General features: G+C 43.5%; 12 protein-coding genes. 9 read left to right on the top strand and 3 right to left on the bottom strand.

Annotation, left to right across the window (positions count from 1 at the left end; translation table 11 throughout):
• Positions 1 to 93 precede the first annotated feature (93 nt).
• Together D0X99_RS01010 and D0X99_RS01005 are read right to left on the bottom strand one after the other, a co-directional pair.
• Positions 94 to 789, bottom strand: coding sequence for a response regulator transcription factor (locus tag D0X99_RS01010; protein ID WP_119475785.1), 696 nt, complete (start codon positions 787 to 789; stop codon positions 94 to 96).
• Entirely contained in the window at positions 786 to 2,498 is a 1,713-nt protein-coding gene (locus D0X99_RS01005) for a sensor histidine kinase (protein WP_317133421.1), read from the bottom strand. The genes D0X99_RS01010 and D0X99_RS01005 overlap by 4 nt, the downstream gene beginning before the upstream one ends.
• Positions 2,499 to 2,717: 219 nt before the next feature.
• On the opposite strand from D0X99_RS01005, the gene lysA reads away from it, so the two are divergent.
• The 6 genes from lysA (at position 2,718) to D0X99_RS00975 (ending at position 16,459) form a co-directional block, all read left to right on the top strand.
• On the top strand, positions 2,718 to 3,941 hold the full coding sequence (gene lysA, locus D0X99_RS01000; RefSeq protein WP_119475784.1) for a diaminopimelate decarboxylase: 1,224 nt from the start codon (positions 2,718 to 2,720) through the stop codon (positions 3,939 to 3,941).
• A gap of 226 nt (positions 3,942 to 4,167) precedes the next feature.
• Positions 4,168 to 10,353 (top strand): PKD domain-containing protein, encoded by a 6,186-nt coding sequence (locus D0X99_RS20720; protein WP_119475783.1) that lies wholly within the window; start codon positions 4,168 to 4,170, stop codon positions 10,351 to 10,353.
• Entirely contained in the window at positions 10,354 to 11,388 is a 1,035-nt protein-coding gene (locus tag D0X99_RS00990; RefSeq protein ID WP_119475782.1) for a PorP/SprF family type IX secretion system membrane protein, read from the top strand.
• A gap of 374 nt (positions 11,389 to 11,762) precedes the next feature.
• The gene (locus D0X99_RS00985) at positions 11,763 to 13,829 is read left to right on the top strand and encodes a T9SS type B sorting domain-containing protein (protein WP_119475781.1); all 2,067 of its coding nucleotides are present in this window, start codon (positions 11,763 to 11,765) and stop codon (positions 13,827 to 13,829) included.
• Between the two features lie 3 nt (positions 13,830 to 13,832).
• Entirely contained in the window at positions 13,833 to 14,873 is a 1,041-nt protein-coding gene (locus D0X99_RS00980; RefSeq protein WP_119475780.1) for a PorP/SprF family type IX secretion system membrane protein, read from the top strand.
• 56 nt (positions 14,874 to 14,929) lie between these two features.
• Positions 14,930 to 16,459 carry a cryptochrome/photolyase family protein gene (locus D0X99_RS00975; protein WP_119475779.1) on the top strand — a complete coding sequence of 510 codons (1,530 nt, stop codon included), beginning with the start codon at positions 14,930 to 14,932 and terminating at the stop codon, positions 16,457 to 16,459.
• A 49-nt stretch (positions 16,460 to 16,508) separates the two neighbouring features.
• Here the strand turns inward: D0X99_RS00975 and D0X99_RS00970 are convergent, their stop codons facing one another.
• Complete coding sequence (locus D0X99_RS00970; RefSeq protein WP_119475778.1) at positions 16,509 to 17,612, bottom strand: TolB family protein; 1,104 nt, start codon at positions 17,610 to 17,612, stop codon at positions 16,509 to 16,511.
• A gap of 74 nt (positions 17,613 to 17,686) precedes the next feature.
• Here D0X99_RS00970 and D0X99_RS00965 point away from each other — a divergent pair, with 74 nt between their 5' ends.
• The 3 genes from D0X99_RS00965 to D0X99_RS00955 all read left to right on the top strand — a co-directional run bounded on the left by D0X99_RS00965 (position 17,687) and on the right by D0X99_RS00955 (position 21,927).
• Positions 17,687 to 18,928: a M20/M25/M40 family metallo-hydrolase gene (locus tag D0X99_RS00965; protein ID WP_119475777.1), complete on the top strand. Its 1,242-nt coding sequence runs from the start codon at positions 17,687 to 17,689 to the stop codon at positions 18,926 to 18,928.
• 183 nt (positions 18,929 to 19,111) lie between these two features.
• Positions 19,112 to 21,271, top strand: coding sequence for a TonB-dependent receptor (locus D0X99_RS00960; RefSeq protein WP_119476366.1), 2,160 nt, complete (start codon positions 19,112 to 19,114; stop codon positions 21,269 to 21,271).
• Between the two features lie 11 nt (positions 21,272 to 21,282).
• Entirely contained in the window at positions 21,283 to 21,927 is a 645-nt protein-coding gene (locus D0X99_RS00955; RefSeq protein ID WP_119475776.1) for a hypothetical protein, read from the top strand.
• Positions 21,928 to 22,024 lie beyond the last annotated feature (97 nt).

The following is a 22,024-nucleotide window of genomic DNA, read 5'->3' as shown; positions in this document are numbered from 1 at the left end:
TAAACCCTTTGAAAGTAAAAACCCCTGAATTGAATCCATTCAGGGGTTTTGAGTAATTCATTCGACCTGTAGGTCTTGATCTGGCTACTCCAATCATCCTTCTCCCACAATCAGCTTAAACCCTTCCCCGTGCACAGTGATGATCTGTACTTTGGGATCGTCCTTGAGGATTTTGCGGATTTTGCTCAAGTAAACGTCCATGGAGCGGGCGTTGAAGTAGCTGTCATCACCCCAGATTTGCTTGAGCGCATGGCTGCGGTTGACCAGCTTGTTGATTTCTGATGCAAGGAGACGGATAAGCTCATTTTCTTTGGAAGTCAGCTTGTGCTTTCCCCCGGGACCTTCAATAAACTGCTCATCGTAGTGAAGGACAAAGTCTCCGAAAGTGTAGGTCTTGAGTGGGGAAACTTCTGTTGATTTTTGGGTTCTTCTGAGAATAGCGGTGATTCTCAACAGTAACTCTTCCATGCTGAACGGCTTTGTCAAATAATCGTCAGCGCCGATTTTCAGTCCTTCGATGATGTCATCTTTTTGGTTCTTGGCAGTTAGAAAAAGAATGGGGAGGTCTTCCTGAACTTTCTTGATTTCTTTTGCCAAAGTGAAGCCATCCTTTTTGGGCATCATGATGTCCAATAAGCAGAGGTCGTACTTATCTTTTTTGAATTTATTCCAGCCTTCTTCCCCATCCCGGCAAAGGGTCGGTTCGTAGCCTTTCATTTGCAGGTATTCCTGAAGGATATCTCCGAGATTCGGATCATCCTCTACAACTAATAGTTTGGCCTTGCTCATTGTGTTTTGGGTAGGTTAATAATAAAGGTACTTCCTTTTCCGATTTCTGATTGTACGTGAATTTCTCCTCTATGGGCCTCCAGCATGGTTTTCACATATGCAAGCCCCAGTCCGAAACCTTTTACGTCGTGGACATTTCCGGTGGGTACCCGATAGAATTTATCAAAAATCTTTTTTACCGCATCTTTGGACATGCCGATTCCCTGATCTTGAATGCTGACTATCACCTGATCACCATCTTCCTTTGCCTCCACTCGGATTACTGGATTTTCCCGGGAATATTTGTTGGCGTTGTCCAGTAGGTTATTGAAGATATGGGTGAGGTGAAAGGCATCCCCTTCGATCTCTGGGTTTTTCAGTCGGTTTTGGAATTCGATTTTTCCACCGCGTTTTTCGACTTGAAGGCCGATATGGTCTACTGTACTAGCCAGAAGTTCGGATAGATTTATCGTTTCGATGTTAAGTTTGAAATCCTTCTTTTCCAAAGCAGCGGCCTGCAGTACTTTTTCCACCTGGGAAACCAACCGCTTGTTTTCGTCCTTGATGATTCCCAAATACCTTGATCGAAACTTGTCCTGATTGGAAAGATCTGGGTCCTGTAAAGCCTCCACCGCCAAACTCACGGTAGCCAGTGGAGTTTTAAACTCATGAGTCATGTTGTTGATAAAGTCATTTTTGATGTCAGAGAGGGCCTTCTGACGAATAATGACTTTGATCGCGTATACAAAACAGAAAATGATTACGAGAATAAAAACAATGGAGCTGGAAATTGGAAGCCAAACTTGCCGGAAGACATGGCTGTTTTTTTCCGGAAAATACACGTAGAGGTAATTGTCTTTTCCTAAAATATCATTTGGAAAAAGCTTAGCCTGTACCCCATCATTAAGCAAACTTGACGAGTCAGTGACATGACCAATTGGAAGAACCTCCCCACGGTCTCCAGAAAGGGCTAATTCGAAATCCTCCGATATCCCACGTTCTGCTAGTTGTGTTTTCAGTAAGGTTCTCACCGCTCCGGTATCCAGACGATCCGTAATCGCACGTTGTCCCTCTGCCAATTCCTCAAATGCCTTATTCATCAGGTCAATTTTCAAATTTGTCTTCCTGATTTTTTCCATTGCATCCGCTGGGATATTCACTTCCGCTTGTAGCGAGGGAAAAAGAGAAACTACTCGTGTGCGTTCCCGCTGATAACGTTGATTTTTGCTGATGTATTCAAGTTGTCGTTCTTTCTCTTGTAGAAGAATCTCCATTTCATCCGGAGTAAACATCGTAGAGGCTACTTCTGGAGTCATGTAGGTGAAAAAATTCTCCAACTCAGACAATACGTCTGCATCCACTCCCCGGGATTGGAGCATTCTCCGGAAGGTAGGACTCATCTGGGGAGCAGGGGATGTAAGAAAGGTATCTACTATGGAAGGCCTGGTATAGGCAGGAAAAGCTTGGATCTGAAGCTCTATGGGATCGATTTTTTTGAATAGATTCTCTTGTAGCGCAGAGTCTAAAATCAGTTGATCCAAGATCACGTCACTGGCTTCTCCCTTTTCAAGTGTAGCAATAGTGCCAGAAAGTGCCTGAAGGACATTTTGGTCAAACCGCTCTTGGTTGATCCGGATAGCATTACTCACCCAATAGTATTGAAACCCCATCAAGCCAAAGCTGGCCAGGGACATCAAGGCTACGATTAAGGTGATATTTCGTTTGGACACAGTGCAAATTTAGAGTGATTCGGAGGGTAGGAATACCAGTTAACATGTTTTAACTCAGGCATGACTCCAGCGATTTTTTATGAATCAAACCTTCACGTAACATTGACGTTAAGTTTTTAAGTTTCTTAATTACACTAAATCCAAAAAAAGGGAGGTTAATAGCCTTCCTTTTTTATTGTTTGGGTATTTTTGGCGCTCATATCCTAAAACCTATTTCTCGTGCCCAATCCTACGCACATTCAAGGAGTTGCCATCGCTGCATTAGCAGACCAATTTGGCACCCCTCTTTACATTTATGACGGTGAGAAAATCACCAATCAGGTCAAAATCTTACAACAAGCTTTTTCAGCTGTCCCGCTGAAAATTAAGTATGCCACCAAAGCGCTCTCCAATATCAATATTCTCAAACTCATCAGAAAAGCAGGAGCTGGTGTTGATGCGGTCTCTATTGAGGAAGTCAAACTGTGCATGCTTGCCGGGTATTCAGCTCGAGAAATCATGTATACCCCAAGTGGAGTTGGGTTTGATGAGATTAAGGAGGCAGTAGAGCTGGGAATCATGATCAACCTGGACAGTCTTCCGCTGATGGAGGAGTTTGGGAAAACCTATGGTAATGCCATTCCATCCTGTATTCGGATCAATCCCCATATCATGGCTGGGGGAAATTTTAAAATCTCTGTAGGTCACAAAGAGAGCAAATTCGGCATCTCCATCGAGCAACTTCCGGAGATTTTGGAGTTGGTCAAAAAATACAAGCTGAAAATCGAGGGACTTCACATCCATACCGGCTCGGATATTCTGGATGCTGAGGTGTTTTTGAAAGGAGGGAATGTGCTTTTCGAAGCTGCCCTACAGTTTCCAGATCTGAAGTTTTTGGATTTTGGTGGTGGATTCAAAGTGGCCTATAAGCCCAATGACATTGCCACGGATGTCATGGAGGTGGGGAAAAAAGTCGGGGAGGCATTTCAGGACTTTTGCTCCAACTATGGCCGACAACTCGAGCTTTGGCTTGAGCCTGGAAAATTTCTAGTAAGTGAGGCCGGTTACCTGCTTGTGAAGGCCAATGTCGTAAAGGAAACCCCGAGCGTAACCTTTGTTGGAGTGGATTCGGGACTCAACCACTTGATCCGACCAATGATGTACGATGCATATCACAGTGTCTATAATCTCAGCAATCCGGAGGGAAAAAAGAACAAATACAATGTAGTTGGTTATATCTGTGAGACGGATACGATTGCTTCCCACCGGGAATTGACAGAGGTGAAAGCAGGGGATTTATTGGTGATCAAAAACGCAGGCGCATATGGCTACAGTATGGCCTCCAATTATAATTCCAGACTCAGACCTGCAGAGGTTTTGATTTGGGAAGGAAGGGCGCTGTTGATCCGCAAACGTGAAAATTTTGAGGATTTGATCCGAAATCAGGAAATATTGGATTTTTAAGCTAGAGGCGCCCCTATCAGGCGCCTTTGGTATAATTATTGAGTTTTATGGAACGTCGATAAGCGAAAAATGCAAATGGATCGTTACCCGATAAGGAATGAAATTGATTGATTGCTCGCCCCAATCCTAAGCCCTGGTAGTTTCAAATCCTAAAAACACATAGAACTCGAGTTAAAGACCTTAAAATCTGTAATTTTAACCTGAGGAAATTGGTGGCGGAAGTCTCATGACGAAGAGAAAAAAGGTAAGTCTTTTCTTGTTTTATATCCTTTTGCTATCATGGCTTTTGGATGGGAAGGCCTACGCCCAGGTCGCTATTCCAAGAGATGGTTTCCCATATTGCGAACCGTTTACCAATTCTACCACGAGGGCAAATACTGTTTTTGACGGTGTGCCGAATAAGGCAATTCTTACCTCTGGAGGAGTGGACCCAAATGGGAATGGTGTCCTTCGATTAACTACCAACGATATTAACCAACGGGGATGGGTTTTCGTGGATCTTCCATTTTCTTCGGCCTATGGAATTAAGACCTCTTTCGAATATTTTGCTTATGGCCCTATTTCACCAAATGAACCAGGTGATGGGTTTAGCTTTTTCCTCTTCGATGGATCAATTGTAGCTAACGACAACGTTGCTCCTGTAAATCCAAACGAATTTCAAATTGGTGGACTTGGAGGATCTTTGGGATATTCCCCCCTTCGATACAGTGGTGGAAATTTCGGTGGTGGATACGGACTGAAAGGGGCTTATATGGGTATAGGCCTTGATGCAAGAGGAAACTGGGGTAACCAATACGAAGGTAGATACGGCGGTTTTGCCAATCCTTTTGAGTATGGCTCTGGTCTCTCGCCAGCGTTTTTTCCGAGATACCCAAACAATATTGCAATTCGCGGCCCTGTTGATCCAGCTGATGTAGTCAGAGATAATGGCATGACTGGAAATTTTGTTGGTTTCCCGGCATTGTTCCCAAGTACACCTATTTATAATAGCTATCCTTTTATCGATGGCAAGATTTTATTTAATGATCCCGCAGATGGCGCTCCATATACAGGATTACCTGCTAAGTATTTTTTGTCACCGGCTCAGAGATTTACCGTTGGAGCACCTTCCAGAATTACAAATTGTGCAATAAATGGGTATCGGAAGGTATTTATTGATTTAAGGCCTAATGGAGCTGGAAAATATACCATTTCCATGAGTATGTTGATTACTACTCCTTCAGGCCCACAAGTGGTTCCAATATTCTCCAATGTACCTTATCCATATACAGCACCACAAAACCTGAAAGTTGGATTTGCAGCTTCAACAGGGGATAGGACAAGTTTTCACGAAATCCGAAACGTAACAGTGGAGGTTTCCAGCATCGACCCTTTGCTGGCTCCAAACCCACCCAATCTTAATGAGAAAGTTTGTTTTGATGAAGATCTGACATTTGACTTTGATGTTAGTCTTCCTGCACAAAACCAGTTTATTCGATGTTTGCAACTTTTTCCTACAAATCCTGGCCCACCTAACAATACGCCTAATCCAAACGGGGATCCATTTATTGGAAATTGCGGACTTTCAGGAGTTTGCGTGGAAAAATGTAAGCCGGAAAACAAAAAAATCGTTGTTCCGGGAGTTGGAACATTTGAGTCAATTTTGGAAGACTTAACTGATGGAAACTTCATAAATGAACGGAATGAAGCTAAAATCAAATTCACTCCGGAACCTGGATTTTTTGGAACCCACACTATTTACTACAATGTAATCGACAATTATGGCTTGACTTCTGAGCCTAGAACTGTAACAGTAACAGTAAATCCATTTCCAAAAATTGATAGTACCGGGGCAATCATAGGTCCTACTTGTAATGGTCAAAATGACGGAAACATAACAAACGTTGTTCTCAAAGACCTTATTCCGGGATACAGCTTCACTTGGAAGGACCAAAATGGCAACATCCTGCCTGCCTCCAGCTATACCAAATCAGAAACTATGGTGGGTTCATACATCCAGGCAACCATAGGCGTAAACGGCATCAACCTTGGGAAATACTATCTTACAGTAAATAACCCGGCTACAAACAGTGCTTGTGACGACACCTTTGAATTTGAGGTAAAAGATGTCCGAGGAACTCCAGTAGAAGTCGTTCTAGATGATCAACAAATTTGTGAGGGTACTCCTGTTATTTTCAATCCTCAGCTGGAGGATCCTACTGATGCCGCTAACCCAAAATTTATTTGGTGGAAGGATAACCAAAAGACAAAGCCAATAACTAATGGTCTAACAGAAGGAGCCGTAAAATATCAAATTACAGGTCCGGGTATTTTGACAATTACTGGTTTAACCCAAAGCGCTACCCCACTTGAATATTTTGTTGAAGTAGCAGCTGATCCTACTCAAAACCTTTGTGCCACTCCTGCAGGTCAACTTAAGCGAGTTCAGGTTTTGGTCCTTCCTCCACTTGCCCTTTCAGCCAATGTTTTGGACGATTTGTGTAGGGTTGGAGCTGGACAAATAGTTGTCAATGCCAGCGGAGGATTTGGCACGTATACTTTCAGCCTTAACGGAGGGCCATTTCAAAATTCAAATACATTTAATGGATTGAATCCAGGCAATTATACCGTTGAAGTAACCGCAGGAACAAATTGTATTGGAACAATCTCTGCGGAGGTAAAAGGAGCTCCTGCATTGTTATTTGATCTTCCAAAAGTGATTCAACCTGCCTGCGGTGAGTCCAACGGACTTTTAGAGGTAAGTTTTTCCGGGGGGACCCCTGCATATACTTTAGAGTTTCTTAAAAATGGTGTTTTAGTGGAAACTACCAACTCTCCCACATCACCTAAAGTCTATCAGAATCTCAGCCCTGGCAATTATGAAATCCGCATTAAGGATGCGAATTCCTGTACCAAAGTTCTAACCAGAACTTTGATTAACGACGTGGGAATACCAATTACAGTTGCTCCAATGGTGGAGGAATTGTGTTTTGGGGATGTTGCAAAAATCACTCCTGCAGTTACTACGACCGGGTCAGCAGAACTGAAATGGTATAAGGATGCCGGCGCCACTCAAGAAATTTTGTCCAGCCCAACGCCTGACGCTAATGGTCATGTGTTTACCATTAATTCTACTAATCAGGAACTGACAGTTGGAGGTCTTCAGGTTGGCGACTATAAATACTATTTGGTTGCCAAAGGGCCAGGTTATTGCCCAAATCCGCCTTTTGTTGCAAGTGTCAAAGTATATGATCCCATTACTGCAACCTCGGTCGTAACTGACGAAATTTGTTTTGGCGCTAAAGATGGAACCATTACTGTAAATGCTTCCGGAGCCGATGGCAAATTCGAATACAGTTTGAACAATGGGCCTTTTGTATCCAATAAGGTATTCACGGGTGTCGGGCCTGGGACTTATACCGTAAATATCCGAAGTACAGGAAATAACGGTTGTACTTTCCAAACCACAGCAACTGTTAATGGACCTTCGGCAGCAATTAGCGTCAATAAACCCAATATCATAAGAAGTTCCTGTGACTTACCTAATGGAAGTATTGAAAATGTGGTTGTAACCGGTGGATGGGGAAATTACACAGCAGAATGGAGAAAGGGTTCTTTAACAGGTCCAATTGTTCCAGGAGGATTGACTGAGGCTGTGGGCTTATTGACTGACACCTATTATTTGATAGTAAAAGATCAAAAAGGCTGCATCGCTTCGTTTGATTTCAAGGTAGATGAAATGCCGGATCCTATCTATGTGATTGCGCCAGTGGAAATATGTGCCGGTGAAAGCGTAATACTCAAACCTGTCAATACAATATCAGGATCCGCTCCAACGGATTTGGAGTGGTATAAAGATCCAGGAAAAACCCAATTAATAACAAACGGCCCAGATTCTTCCGATCCTACCATCAGTTACTCAATAGATCCTTTAACTTCAAACCTTACCATTACCGGTCTGTCAGGAAAGAATGTTCCTTACTCATTTTACTTAAATGTGGTATGTACAAAAGCCATTGTAAAAGGGGATGCATTGGTAAGAGTTGTTCCAAATCCGGTATTTTCTCCCGAGCCCGTTACTTGCTTTGGAGGAAATGATGGCAGAATTGTCGTTCAGTCAGGAGGAGATGCCAAGTATCTGTATTCAGTGGATGGAGGTGCTCCGATCACAGAAGCTCAACTTGAAGCTAGGACTTTTGCAGCCAAAAAATATTCACTCACTGTTTCCAACGAAGGTTTCTGTTTGACCAGTTTTGAAGTGGAGGTGAAACAACCAATAGCAGCATTGGCAGTGGCGCCATTAAGCAAAGTTGATCCAAGTTGCGGAGCTAATGTAGGAGTCATAAGAGCCCAGGTTAGCGGGGGATGGTCGCCTTATTCAGTCACTTTATTTAAAAACGGCACTTCTGTTAACACTCAAACAATCCAAGGGCCAACTTATGAAATCAATAATCTATCTCCGGGACAATATTATGTGAGAATTACAGATGCTGAAGGGTGTGCTGTTAATTCCAATACCATTACGATGGTCTATGGTCCTACTCAGATTTTGGTGGATGATGCAGAGATTTGCGAAGGAGAAACTGCCATTCTCAAGCCAATACCTAATCCTATTCCAACAGGTGCTGTTTTTGAATGGTTTAAAAATAGCGCTCTCACTTTACCAGTGGTTTCCAGCCCGAACCCGGATGCCAATGGCCATATTTTCCAGATTGCATCAGATGGAACACTATCAGTTTCAGGATTGAAATCCACCAATTCACCAGTTACTTATTATGTGAGAATATCTGGAGGCAATTCCTGTCCAGGCTTTACTGCAGCTCCAAAAGTAACTGTAAATAGGCTTCCGGGTTTGGCGGCAACTATTAAGGATGAGGTCTGCTTTGGTGAAAAAGGCACAATAACATTTACCGGAAGTGCAGGAGACGGCACCTTTGCTTATTCTTTGGACGGAATTACATTCCAATCTTCCAATACGTTTGTGGTTAATCCTGGAATTTACACCGGATACGTAAAAAGCGGGGCAGGCTGCCTAGTCCAACTCCCAAATCTGATTGTGAAGGGTCCAGTAGCTCCTTTGGAGGTTAATATGCCTTCAAAACAAGATGCAACATGTAATGCCTCAGATGGAAATATCAGTTTCGAAATCACCGGTGGATTTAACTCCACCTACAAAGTAGAGACAAAACGAAATGGGCAGCTCTATAAAACGGATATTGTACCAGCAGGAATATTCAGTTTGGTTAACCTTCCGTCCGGTAACTACAGTTTTACAATAACAGATACCGGGGGGTGTTCTGTGACCCTCCCTAGTGATATTCAAGTTGAGAATATTCCAACACCAATTGACTCAAACGATGATGTCATTTGCGAAGGTGAAACAGCAACCCTGAGGCCTACTACCACTCAAACTGGGATAACTCCAATATTTACCTGGTATCTAAATTCGAATGGATCGGGACAAATTCTGCCTGGTACTAGTAATGGAGTTACTTACCAGATTGCAGCTGATGGTACACTCTCAATTTCTGGACTTCAGGGGCGTCAAAATCCTTACGTTTATTACTTGAAAATATCCGGAACCGGAGTTTGTGAACCTCCATTACTACCAGTTGAGGTACTCGTTTATGATATTCCAAACCTTAGAGTGTCCAATCCTTCTATCGTGTGCGATCCTCAGGGTACTGTGGATTTGACGAAGTTTATTGAGGGGTTTGATCCTAATATCTACGACTATCAGATTCTAAGTCCAGCTGGAAGCCTCATGCGGATTGATGAAATCGGGGCAGTTAATCAAAGTGGAAGTTATCAAGTGCAAAATGCAATTAAGGGATCAAATTGTTGGTCTCCCAACCAGAGAATTCAAGTCTTAATCGCAGAAGAAGAACTTCTTCCAGACTTCAATTATGAGGCGGATCTTGGTGGGGGCAATTTCATTCCAAATTCTGAGGCACAGATTTTGGAGAAAGTAAACTTCTTGGATAATTCCATTGGAAAAGTAATTATTTGGAATTGGAATTTTGGCGACGGAACTAGTAGTTCTGAAGAAAACCCAACTCATATTTATACAAAGAAAGGAACCTATACCGTAACGCTGACCACCATAGATGAAATTGGGTGTATTGCCGTCACAGAAAAGTTAATTACTGTTTTGGACGATTATGTCATTATCATCCCGAATGCTTTTACGCCTAATGGACAAAAGAATCAATATTTCAAACCTCAATTCAGGGGTATTGCTTCAATGGAGGTTTACATCTTTAACACTTGGGGAGAATTGATTTTTGAATCAAAAAGTCTGGAAACCCAAGGGTGGGATGGGACTCTAAACGGGAAAAATGCTCCAAATGGGAATTATGTTTACAGAGCTGTTTTCCAAACTCGATCTGGAGAAAAAATTGAAAAATCAGGGGTATTTATTCTAATCAGATAAATGGCAAAAAAGCTGTACATAATTTGGGTTTGCCTATTCTTGGGTTTGGCATTTGCAAAAGCCCAGGATGTCCAATATTCCCAGTTTTACGCAGCACCTCTTTACTTAAATCCTGCACTTACTGGAGCATCTGAACTGACCCGAGTTGGGGTGAATTATCGAAACCAGTGGCCCGGACTAGATCACAGCTTCAATTCGTATTCTGCCTATATTGATCATTATATTTTTGACTACAACAGCGGAATTGGTCTGATCTTCAATGGTAATCAAGAAAGTATGGCCAATCTCTCGACCAACGAAATCGGACTGAGTTATTCTTATCGCTTAAGGCTCAGTGAGAATTTCTTTTTTAGAGTGGGAGGTCAGGTCAGTTATATGCAACGAGATGCATTTTTTTCCGATCTAGTTTTTGGTTCTATGATTGATATTGTAAATGGGTCCGTCGGAGGAATTACAGACGAACTTAATGGAGTTCCTTTGGATAGTCGCCATTCTTTCGTGGATTATGCCGTAGGAGGAATGTTTTACAATGACAAATTTTGGTTTGGAGCTTCAGCCCACCACCTAACTGAACCAAATGTTTCTTTTGTGGAAGATCAGACCAGTGTTCTGCCCATGAAAATTTCCCTACAAGGAGGATATAAGATTAATCTGACTCCGGGAGGAAGGGATTATTTTACCCATGATTACCAAGAGCGTTCTGTTTCATTTGCATTTAACTATAAACAGCAGGATCCATTCAGCCAACTTGATATTGGAGCTCAGGTATTTTTACAACCACTGGTATTGGGGCTTTGGTATCGGGGACTTCCCACCAAAAACAGTCTTCCAAATAATGAAGCGTTCATTGGTGTAGTTGGAATTGCCCTTGAAAATGGACTTGATATTGGCTATTCCTACGACGTAACAACTTCAAAATTGGGAATAAGAAACAGTGGTGGAGCTCATGAAATTTCAATTAGATACACATTTTTATGGGGAGACCCTCGCTCTAGAAACCAACGATCCAGAGTAATTCCATGTTTTAGGTACTGATTTTAAGATCAAATTTCGTCTCAACGAAAAAAAACACAAAAAATTTTAAAGTTTTTTCAAGGCCTGTTTAGCAGGCCTTTTTTCATTTCACATCCTTAAAAAAGTATCACCTCAACAGTTTTTTTAATTATGATACATTTTGAAGAAAAATTAGATTTTTTCAAGGTTGTCATTTCGTTTACAGGGAATTGCCTGACTCTTGGAAATTAGAATTTTTACCCTCTATTTTCTTGAAATCAACATTTTTAAAGAATATCATTTTGCTGTATGTGACTTACAAAAAATAATATTCTTAAAAATGAAATACACAAAAAGACTCTTGTAAGGCAAAAATCTAAGGCTGAAAGAGTTCAGGTGTGTGACAAAATGCAAAAATGAAAGAGGTAAAGAAAAATTCGGCTTTATTGATTCTCCTGCTGAGCTTCAGCATGGCAATTAATTTTTCTGCCCTCGCTCAATTTGCCTTTAATTTGCCAACCCGAGCAAATGACCGGGTTTATAGTATTGATGCAATTGCTGTTACTGTTGGCGGCAAACTTGCCCTTTGTTCCTCCACTGAAAAAGGAAGTATCATTTTGGATGTTACAGGGGGAGTTCCTCCTTATAAATTCCGATGGAATACCAATGAGACCACCCAAAATAGAACCAATCTTTATGCAGGTACTTATACGGTAAAAATCACAGATGCAGTTGGTGCGGAACATACTGAAAGAATTATCATTCAGCCTCCTTATCCTTTAATTCTCAATCCTCTTGAAAAAAGAGATGCTTCATGCGGAGCGGATGGATATGCCAAAATAACCATTAAAACTGCCCATTCCAGCCGTGAGCCCTACCGAATCAATTGGAGTAACGGACTTAAGGATGTTTGGGAGGCAAATAACCTTACTCCCGGAACCTACACTGTAATTGTTGCTGACAAATTCAATTGTGATGTTACTGTTTCCTTTGAAATCAAATCCGGTGTTGGAGGAATCAATCTGAATGAATCACTTGAAAATCCTTCTTGTGGATCTCCAAATTCAGGAAGAATCCTATTGAACGTATCCGGAGGTCAAGCTCCTTATACCTTTAAATGGAGTAATGGCTCTACATCAAAGGATTTGGCAGGAGTTAACGCAGGTACTTATCAGGTACTTGTTACCGACACCAAAGGCTGCACCTACCAAGCTTCCTATATTCTTGCCGCTCCAGGAGCAGTTCAACTTGACTCAAAAGTTTCCCAGCCTACTTGCCAGGGTTCTACCAACGGAGAAATCGAAGTAATCGCCAAGGGTGGAAAAGCGCCATTTACTTACCTCTGGAGCAATGGACAAACATCCTCTAAATTATCAGGACTCCCCGCTGGAAATTATACCGTAAAGGTAACTGACGCTTCCGGTTGTATCAGCGAACAGCAGTTTTCACTCCAGAACCAGTCAAACTTGACGCTTCAGGTTTTGGAAACCCGACCAGTCTCTTGTTCAGGTGAGGCTGATGGTGGAATTTCTCTTGGAATCTCAGGAGCTAAAGGAAACTACCAAATCACTTGGTCTGATGGGGTTAAGGGTCTTCTTCAAAGAAAAGATCTTAAGGCAGGAACATACATCCTAACTGCAACTGACGAAAGTGGTTGCTCAGCCTCCAAAACAGTAACTGTCGAGGAAACGACTAAAATCCAGGCAAGAATAGAAACTGCACTTGATGTGGATTGTGCAGTAGGAAAAGTTACTGGTGTAGCCTGGGTTTCAATTCAGGGTGGCAAAGAGCCCTACACCATCACTTGGAACACAGGTTCCACCAATACCCGGGAAATTAATTTCACTAACTCCGGGACACTTAAAGTCACTGTAAAAGATGCCTTGGGATGTTCAGTTGAAACTGAAGCCAAAGTTGATTTTCCAAATCAAAATACACAAGGTTCCAGACTCGATTTCCAATACCGAAAATTGAGCATTACTAGCGAACCGGAAGTGATGGTTGAGGAAGAAATCCTTTTCGAAAGTGAAATCTCCCCGGAATTCATCGCATGGGAATGGGAATTTGGGGACGGTAATAAATCAACCGAAAAAGATCCAGTGCATGTTTTTGGAAAATCAGGAGTCTATGAGGTGAAACTCACCGGATTCGATTTGTATGGCTGCTCCACGGTCGAAAAAAACACAGTACAAGTTAATACCCCAACAGAATTGGTGGTCATCCCGAATGCATTTTCACCCAATGGAGATGGCCTCAATGATACGTTTATCCCTAAACTAAGAGCAATCTCCTCCTTCCACATGGAAGTTTTTAACACCTGGGGAGAAAAACTCTACACCACCACCAGTCTGGAAAGCAAAGGCTGGGATGGCACTTACCGAGGTCAGCTGGTACCAGCCGGTAACTTCCTTTACAAAATTTCTTACACCACCATGGAAGGACAAATAGTCAACCGTACTGGTGGAATCACCCTAATCAGATAGGTTATGAGAAACACTTTTACACTGCTCACCCTTACGCTAATTTCTTGGACTTGTATTTCCTCCAGCCTTATGGCTCAGGACGTTCAATACTCCCAGTTTTACTCCAATCCTTTATACCTAAATCCAGCCATGGCTGGGGCATCAGAGATGACTCGGATAGGAGTTAATTATCGAAACCAATGGCCGGGACTTGACCAGTCATTTACTTCCTATTCTGCTCACTTTGACCATTACCTGTTCAATGTCAACAGTGGAATCGGTGTTATCTTCAATCGCTCAGAGCAAAGCATGGCTAACCTCAGCGTGACAGAAATCGGCGCTACTTACTCTTACCGTGCAAGATTGGGTTTTAGGTCATTCCTTAGAGTGGGCGGTCAAGTAAGCTACATGGATCGTGATGCATACTTTGGAAATTTGGTTTTTGGCAGTCAAATCGACGACCAAACTGGAGCAATTGGCGACTTCTCCGGTGAAAATCTTGGAGCAGATTTCAACCATCAGTTTGTTGATTACAGTTTGGGCATGCTCTGGACCAATGAAAATGCCTGGTTCGGATTCTCTGCGCATCACATTACGCAGCCAAATATTTCATTTCTTGATGGACAGAACAGCCAATTGCCAATGAAACTTTCAGCCCATGGAGGTTATCGAATTGATCTTTCAGGAGGAGCGGCGCGAAATTTCATGAACCAGCGTTCAGGTACGCGCGATATTACTTTGGCTTTCAACTTCAAAAATCAGGAGCCTTTCTCTCAGTTGGATTTAGGGGCCCAGGTTAATATTCAGCCTTTGGTTTTGGGTGTTTGGTATCGAGGAATTCCTGTTTCTGAGGTTACTCAGTCCAATCATGAGTCAGTGATTGCATTGGTCGGAATATCTCTCGGAAATGGTCTTGATGTAGGATACAGCCATGATTTTACAATTTCCTCACTGGGAAATGGAAATACCGGAGGGGCAAATGAAATTTCCATTCGATACAGTTTCCTTGCAGGTTCTGCCAAAGGGGCTGGTAGAAAATCCTCTATGCCATGCTTCAAGTATTGATTTTTTATAAACAATGGGTTTGGAAAAGGGCTTTAAGCAATTAAAGTCCTTTTTTTATGCCCAAAACCTTACGCCTGATCTTGGGTGATCAGCTTAACAGCAAACACTCATGGTTTTCAGAAGTTGATCCCTCAATCACCTACCTGATGATGGAGATGCGTCAGGAAACTGATTACGTGACGCATCATATTCAGAAAATTGTGGGATTCTTTCTGTCTATGCGGACCTTTTCTGAGGAGCTTATCGAAGCAGGACATCAGGTCCTTTACTTCACGCTTGATCATCCTGAAAACCAACAAAATCTCTCAGATCAAATTCAGTGGTTAGTTCAAAAAGAATGCTTTGATCGGTTTGAATACCAGCTTCCGGACGAATATCGATTGGATGAGCTTGTGAATGAACTCTGCGAAAAACTTACCATTCCTTCAGTTGCAGTGGATTCGGAGCATTTTATGACTTCCCGTGAATTTTTGAAGGACTTTTTCAAAGGAAAGAAAACCTTCCTGATGGAGAGTTTTTATCGGGAGATGCGCAAAAAGTATCACATTCTGATGGATGGGAGTCAGCCGATCACTGGTCAATGGAACTACGACCAAGAAAACCGACAGGCATTGAAAGACAGGAAGCTGCTCAAAAAGGCATTAATCCACCGGAAGGATGTCAGTTCTATAGTTGAAATGCTGGAGAAAAGTGGTGTGAAAACTTTGGGCACGATCGATCCGGAAAATTTTCCCTGGCCGACCTCTCGACAGGAAAGTCTGGAGGTTTTGGAGTATTTCTGTAAAAATCTTTTGGAGTGTTTTGGCGCCTACCAAGATGCATTGACTACCTGGGATCCTTACCTCTTCCATTCCCGACTGAGCTTTTCACTCAACACCAAAATGATTTCCCCGTTGGAAGTCGTCCAGACAGTAGAGCAGTATTGGTATCAACATCAGGATCGGATTTCCATTGCGCAAGTGGAGGGATTTATCCGCCAAATCCTCGGATGGAGGGAATACATGCGGGGAATTTATTGGGCCAAAATGCCGGATTTTGCTGAGCTCAATTTTTTTGGTCACGAGCGAAAACTACCGGACTGGTTTTGGACTGGCAAAACCAAAATGAATTGCCTAAGTCAATCGATCGGGCAGACGTTGGAATTGGCCTATGCGCATCACATCCAACGTCTGATGGTCACCGGAAACTTTGCCTTGCTCGCTGGAATTCACCCAGACGAGGTGGACCGTTGGTACCTCGGAATCTACATTGACGCCATCGAGTGGGTGGAAATCACCAATACCCGTGGAATGAGCCAGTTTGCGGATGGAGGCATCGTTGGCACCAAGCCATACGTCTCCTCTGCCAACTACATCAAAAAGCAAGGCAATTACTGTGATACTTGCGCGTATGATTCTGGTAAAAAAACAGGGCCTGGCTCCTGTCCATTCAATAGTCTATATTGGCATTTTTACGCCCGAAACCGGGAGAACTTGGAGAAAAATCCCCGCATCGGCATGATGTACCGGACTTGGGACAAAATGGGAAACAAGCAGGAAGTACTGAATCAGGCGGAGTTTTATCTAAAAAACCTGGATTCCCTGTAAAAGAAAAAACCACCCCGAAAGGTGGTTTTGACTTTAATAGGAAATCACATTAATCCCCAATCCATTCGGCTACAAACAAATTCGTGTCCCTAGTCCCACCGTTGTTTCTGTTGGAGGAGAACACGAGGTACTTTCCGTCATTGGAGAAAACAGGAAAAGCATCAAAAGTGCCGTCATGGGTGATTCGGGTCAAGCCAGTTCCGTCCAGATTGATCATAAAGAGGTTGAAAGGAAAACCGCGCTCGGTCTGGTGATTGGAAGCGAAAATCAGCTTTTCACCGGAAGGATGGAAAAACGGTGCCCAGTTTGCTTTGCCTAAGCTGGTAATTTTTCGGATCTCCGTACCGTCTGCATTCGCTACATAGAGTTCCATGTCTGTCGGCTTTACCAAACCCTCTTTCAGCAAATCTTTGTATTCCTTGGTTTCTTCTTCGGTCTGAGGTCGGGAAGCTCTCCAGACGATTTTGCTGCCATCCGGGGAGAAAAATGCTCCTCCGTCATAGCCCAACTCTGTCGTGATTTGCTTTACATCCGTCCCATCAATATTCATGGTATAAAGCTCCAAATCCCCGCTCCGCATGGATGTAAACACAATTTTGTCACCTTTTGGAGAAACAGTCGCCTCGGCGTCATAGCCGGGTTCGCTGGTCAATTGGGAAAGGATAGTCCCGTTGAGATCTGCGGTGAAAATGTCAAAGCTGTCGTAGATCGGCCACACATATTTCCCATCCGACCTTCGCTCCGGTACCGGAGGACAGGCATCTCCTCCCAAATGTGTGGAAGCATAGACGATGGTTTTGTCTCCCGGCAGGAAATAGGAACAAGTCGTTCTTCCCAATCCGGTGCTGATTTGTTTTGGAGCAATGGTTTTCAAATCATCTGTTCTCCAGTTCAGGTAAAAAATCTGGTCACAAGCTGCTCCCCAATCCTTGAAATCCGACTGAAAAACGAGCATGCTGTCGTTAAAAGCCCAATATGCTTCCGCATTATTCCCACCGAAGGTCAGTTGCTTGATGTTTTTCAAATACTTCATTTCTTCCGGATGAAGTAAAAGCGAGTCTGTGGCAGAACGGGCCTCGGGTTCAGTCACGGTTTCTGTTTTTGGACTGCAGGCAAAAGCCAAAAGCAGGGCAGGAACAAGGAGTTGTCTCATTTTTTGGATTGAAATTGAAAGAATTGCTGGGCGAAGATACCAATTATTATCTTTGGACTAAATCGACTTAAAACATGAAGAAAACTCTCACATATTCCTTTTTCGCTCTTATTTCTGGAGTTTGGATCAGCGCCTGCGATGGTCCTCCAAGTGATGAAAAATTGCTATCAGAACTCAAGGAAGACGTGACCTTTCTGGCAGCGGATGAGTTGGGAGGAAGAGCTATTGGAACCGATGGTGAACAAAAAGCTGCCGAATACCTCGCTAAAGAATTCGAAAAAATCGGCTTGCAGCCTATGGGAACCGAAGGATTTTTCCAGCCGTTTACTGTTTCCAAACCCAGCAATCCGCATGAAGAGGCGGTCATCGGTACTAATGGTGCAGGGATTACCGGAAGGAATGTGATCGGGTTTTTGGATAAAAAAGCAGACAAAACCATCGTGATCGGAGCCCATTTTGACCATTTGGGCATGGGTGGCCAGGGTTCGCTGCATCGTGGCGATTCCGCTATCCACAACGGTGCCGATGACAATGCATCAGGAACTGCAGCATTGTTGGCTTTGGCGCAAATTCTGACGCATGAAGAACTTAAAAACAACATTCTTTTCATCGCATTTTCCGGGGAAGAAAACGGCCTTTGGGGTTCCAACTATTTTGTGAAAAACCCGACGATTGACCTCAAAACGGTCAATTACATGGTTAACATGGACATGGTAGGCCGACTCAATGAAGAAAAGTCACTTGCTATCAATGGTGTGGGAACGAGCCCGAGCTTCGTCCCTGTTTTTGATCAGATAAATGCCGATAGCCTGAAATTGGTCACCTCCGAATCAGGTGTGGGTCCATCTGACCACACTTCTTTCTACCTCCAGGATCTTCCTGTTTTACACTTTTTCACCGGTCAGCATGAAGATTACCACAAGCCTGGGGACGATTCGGAAAAGATCAATTACGAAGGTTTGGTGAAAGTGGTGCGCTACATTTCCCGCCTTGTGACTCAACTGGATGCTGAACCCAAACTGGCTTTCGCCAAAACCAAAGATTCCAGCGACTCTCCTCGATTCACCGTATCGATGGGTGTGGTTCCTGATTACATGTTTGATGGAAAAGGGATGCGTGTGGATGGAGTCTCCGAAGGCAAACCTGCCCAGGCAGCAGGACTTCAAAAGGGAGACGTAGTCGTACAACTTGGCGACTCGACAGTCTATGACATGATGAGTTACATGCGTGCACTTAGTGCTTTCCAGAAGGGTGATTCTACCAAAGTGGTGATCGAGCGCTCCGGACAAAAAGTGGAAGCGGTTGTGAAGTTCTAATACTTCTTGCACGCTGCCAATATATTTGAAACGCCCTTGGACTTAATCCAAGGGCATTTTTTCTTAGCCCGTTTCATTTCAGGCATAAGCTGGTGAAGTTCAGTAGGTGAATTTCACACTTCAGTCAGGTTTAATTTTTTGATTGGGAAAGCCACTTCAATTTTGGTTCAAATCCGAATCGAAATGAAAATCCGACTCACACTTTTTGCCTCCTTTGTTTTTCTCCAAGGTGCAGTTTTTGCCCAAACGGTTATTTCCGGAAAAGTCCTGGACGAGAAAAATCTGCCCCTACCCGGCGTCAATGTTTTTATCAAAGGCAGCTTTGACGGCACCAGCTCGGATGAAAACGGTGAGTTCAATTTCGAAAGCGCCGAGTCTGGCACTCAATTGCTCGTGATCAGCATGATGGGTTTCAAGACCCAGGAACAGGCCTTGGAACTCAATGGAGAATCTATTAAAATCCCCGTAATAACGCTTAAAGAGGAATTTAGCGAGCTAAATACGGTAACTATTTCGGCAGGAGCAATTGAGGCTTCTGATGAAAAAAAATCGGTCATCCTCCGACCACTTGACATCGTTACCACTCCCTCTGCCATGGGAGACATCGTAGGGGCATTCCAAACTTTGCCCGGTACTTCCACCGTGGGAAATGACGGTCGACTTTTCGTCAGAGGAGGAGATGCAAGTGAGGTTGGGATTTTTATCGATGGCATGCGTGTCGGAAATGCTTATGGCACTACTGCCGGAAACGTTCCCACCCGTACCCGATTCAATCCCAATCTCTTCAAGGGCACATTCTTTTCCACCGGTGGCTATTCCGCCGAGTATGGACAGGCTCTTTCTTCTGCTTTGGCACTGAATACCAAAGATCTGGCAAAGCGAAGCCAGGGAGATTTGTCGATCATGTCAGTTGGCGGTGGTTATTCCCATACTCTGGCTAATGATCAAAGAAGCCTAACGGTATCGGGAAATATATTTGACTTGAAACCCTATCAAGCACTGATCAAGCAGGATTTTGATTGGGAAAGAGCGCCTTATGGAATAGACTTGGAAGTAGCCGCCCAACAAAAAACTGCTAAAGGAGGCCTCTGGAAAGTTCTTGCCCGTACTGAGACCGGAGGAATGAAACTCTGGCAACCTCAACCCGGAATTGAAAGCCGAGGCATCTTGGTCGACCTCACCAATTCCTATTCTTATGCTCAAACTAATTGGAGAAGGGCCTATGAAAACGGATGGTCTCTATTTGGAGGGTTTTCCTATTCTCACAACAAGGACTTGTACAACCTGGATGGTTTAAATCTGGAGCGTAAAAACAACCTTAGCCACGCCAAATTCACCGCCACTTACGACTTCAGTGACCGAATCGCTGCAAAAAACGGATTGGAATATTTCCGAAATGATTACCAGGAAACGCTGACTGAGCCTGGGTTTTCAAGATCGTTTGGAGAAAACCAAGTCTATCTCTTTACTGAGTGGGACTGGTTTCTGAGTCGGAAATTTGTCCTCCGAACCGGCCTTAGAAGTGGAGTCTCTTCTTTGGCTTCCGAAGAATGGCTGGATCCCAGAGCCTCTCTAGCCTATAAAATTTCGGAAAACGGTACATTTTCTTTCGCAGCCGGAAGGTTTCATCAACTGCCCCTGGAAAATCTTCGAGTACTCAATCCTGATCTCAAAAATACCCAATCCGAGCACCTGATTGCCAATTACCTCCTTCAAAAAGAGGGGATCACCTTCCGGGCGGAAGCATTCTACAAGTCTTACGACCACTTGGTGAGGTACGACGGAATTCCTCAAAATCCCCAAAATATCCGAAACGAGGGTGAGGGCTTTGCCCAAGGCTTTGACCTGTTTTTTAGAGATCGTAAATCCCTGAAAAACACCGATTACTGGATCACCTACAGCTTTGTGGATAGCAAGCGAAGCTATCAGCAGTATGAGACACAGGTTCAACCGGACTTTGCACCGAAACATAACTTTTCAGTAGTAGTGAAGCATTTTGTACCCACGCTGAAATCCCAGTTAGGGATGTCCTGGTCTTTCAATGATGGATTGACCTACACTGATCCCAATTTTCCTGGAGAAATGAATTCCAAAACAGTCTCGTACCAGAATCTCAGTCTGAGCTGGAGCTACTTGCCCCGTCCCAATCTGATTATTCACGCAGCAGTCACCAACGTGACTGGGCATGAGAACATTTTCGGGTATCAATATGCCCTTACTCCAAACGAGCAGGGACAGTTTGAATCGATCCCTCAGGGTCAGGGAGCTCCAAGGTTTCTCTTCCTTGGGATTTTTCTGACCCTTTCCAAAGACAAAAACGCAAATCAATTAAACAACCTCTAATACTAATTTCTATGAAAACTATCTTATCCACACTCGTCCTTGTTTTTGCCTTCATTTTTAAGGTGTCAGCCAATGATCCGGCCTTTGAAAACGCGATGAAAACGCAGATTGCTGCCATGAAAAGCATCCAAACACCTGCCGAATCACAGACCGTAACCAATGGATTTCTCAGAATCGCGGAGGCAAAAACAACCGAATGGCTCCCCCTGTACTATGCCGCCTACCTTCAGAGCATTGCCGCTTTCCGATTTGAAGTCAACAAAGATGAATACTTTGACCAGGCGATGGAATTAGTCACAAAAGCAGATAAAATCGCCCCAAACAATTCAGAGATAACCGCATTGAAAGGGTTTATTATCATGGGAAAACTATCCGTAGATCCGATGAGCCGGGGACAGGAAATGAGCCCTTTGGCCATGCAGACGTTTGGAAAGGCAATCGCGCTGGACAAAGAAAATCCAAGGGCGACCACATTGATGGCTCAAATGGAATTGGGAATGTCTCAGTTCTTTGGCAGCGGACCTGAGAAAGCATGCGGATTGGCCAGAGTCGGTTTGGAGCTTTTTGCAAAAGAAGAAGCTAAAGTGACTGAGAACTACCTCCTACCTACTTGGGGAAAAGACCAAGCCGAGCAAGTAGCCGGAGTCTGCAAATAATTCTCCATTAGAAAACTAAACCAATTCCTCTCCTCCGAAACCGAGTTTCGGGGGAGTTTGAGTTTAGAAAAACTTGAAATCACCAGTTCGAAATCCG

The sequence above is a fragment of the Algoriphagus lacus genome (assembly GCF_003583985.1).
Taxonomy (GTDB): Bacteria; Bacteroidota; Bacteroidia; order Cytophagales; family Cyclobacteriaceae; genus Algoriphagus; species Algoriphagus lacus.
Note: the sequence above shows the minus strand (reverse complement) of the source record. Positions and strands in the feature narration are given on the sequence as shown.

Excerpts from the sequence above, each read along its gene's own strand:
- D0X99_RS00980 (WP_119475780.1), top strand. The coding sequence starts at position 13,833 with ATGAGAAACACTTTTACACTGCTCACCCTTACGCTAATTTCTTGGACT.
- D0X99_RS20720 (WP_119475783.1), top strand. The coding sequence starts at position 4,168 with ATGACGAAGAGAAAAAAGGTAAGTCTTTTCTTGTTTTATATCCTTTTG.
- D0X99_RS00985 (WP_119475781.1), top strand. The coding sequence starts at position 11,763 with ATGAAAGAGGTAAAGAAAAATTCGGCTTTATTGATTCTCCTGCTGAGC.
- D0X99_RS00955 (WP_119475776.1), top strand. The coding sequence starts at position 21,283 with ATGAAAACTATCTTATCCACACTCGTCCTTGTTTTTGCCTTCATTTTT.
- D0X99_RS01010 (WP_119475785.1), bottom strand. The coding sequence starts at position 789 with ATGAGCAAGGCCAAACTATTAGTTGTAGAGGATGATCCGAATCTCGGA.
- D0X99_RS00960 (WP_119476366.1), top strand. The coding sequence starts at position 19,112 with ATGAAAATCCGACTCACACTTTTTGCCTCCTTTGTTTTTCTCCAAGGT.
- D0X99_RS00970 (WP_119475778.1), bottom strand. The coding sequence starts at position 17,612 with ATGAGACAACTCCTTGTTCCTGCCCTGCTTTTGGCTTTTGCCTGCAGT.
- D0X99_RS00975 (WP_119475779.1), top strand. The coding sequence starts at position 14,930 with ATGCCCAAAACCTTACGCCTGATCTTGGGTGATCAGCTTAACAGCAAA.
- D0X99_RS00990 (WP_119475782.1), top strand. The coding sequence starts at position 10,354 with ATGGCAAAAAAGCTGTACATAATTTGGGTTTGCCTATTCTTGGGTTTG.
- D0X99_RS00965 (WP_119475777.1), top strand. The coding sequence starts at position 17,687 with ATGAAGAAAACTCTCACATATTCCTTTTTCGCTCTTATTTCTGGAGTT.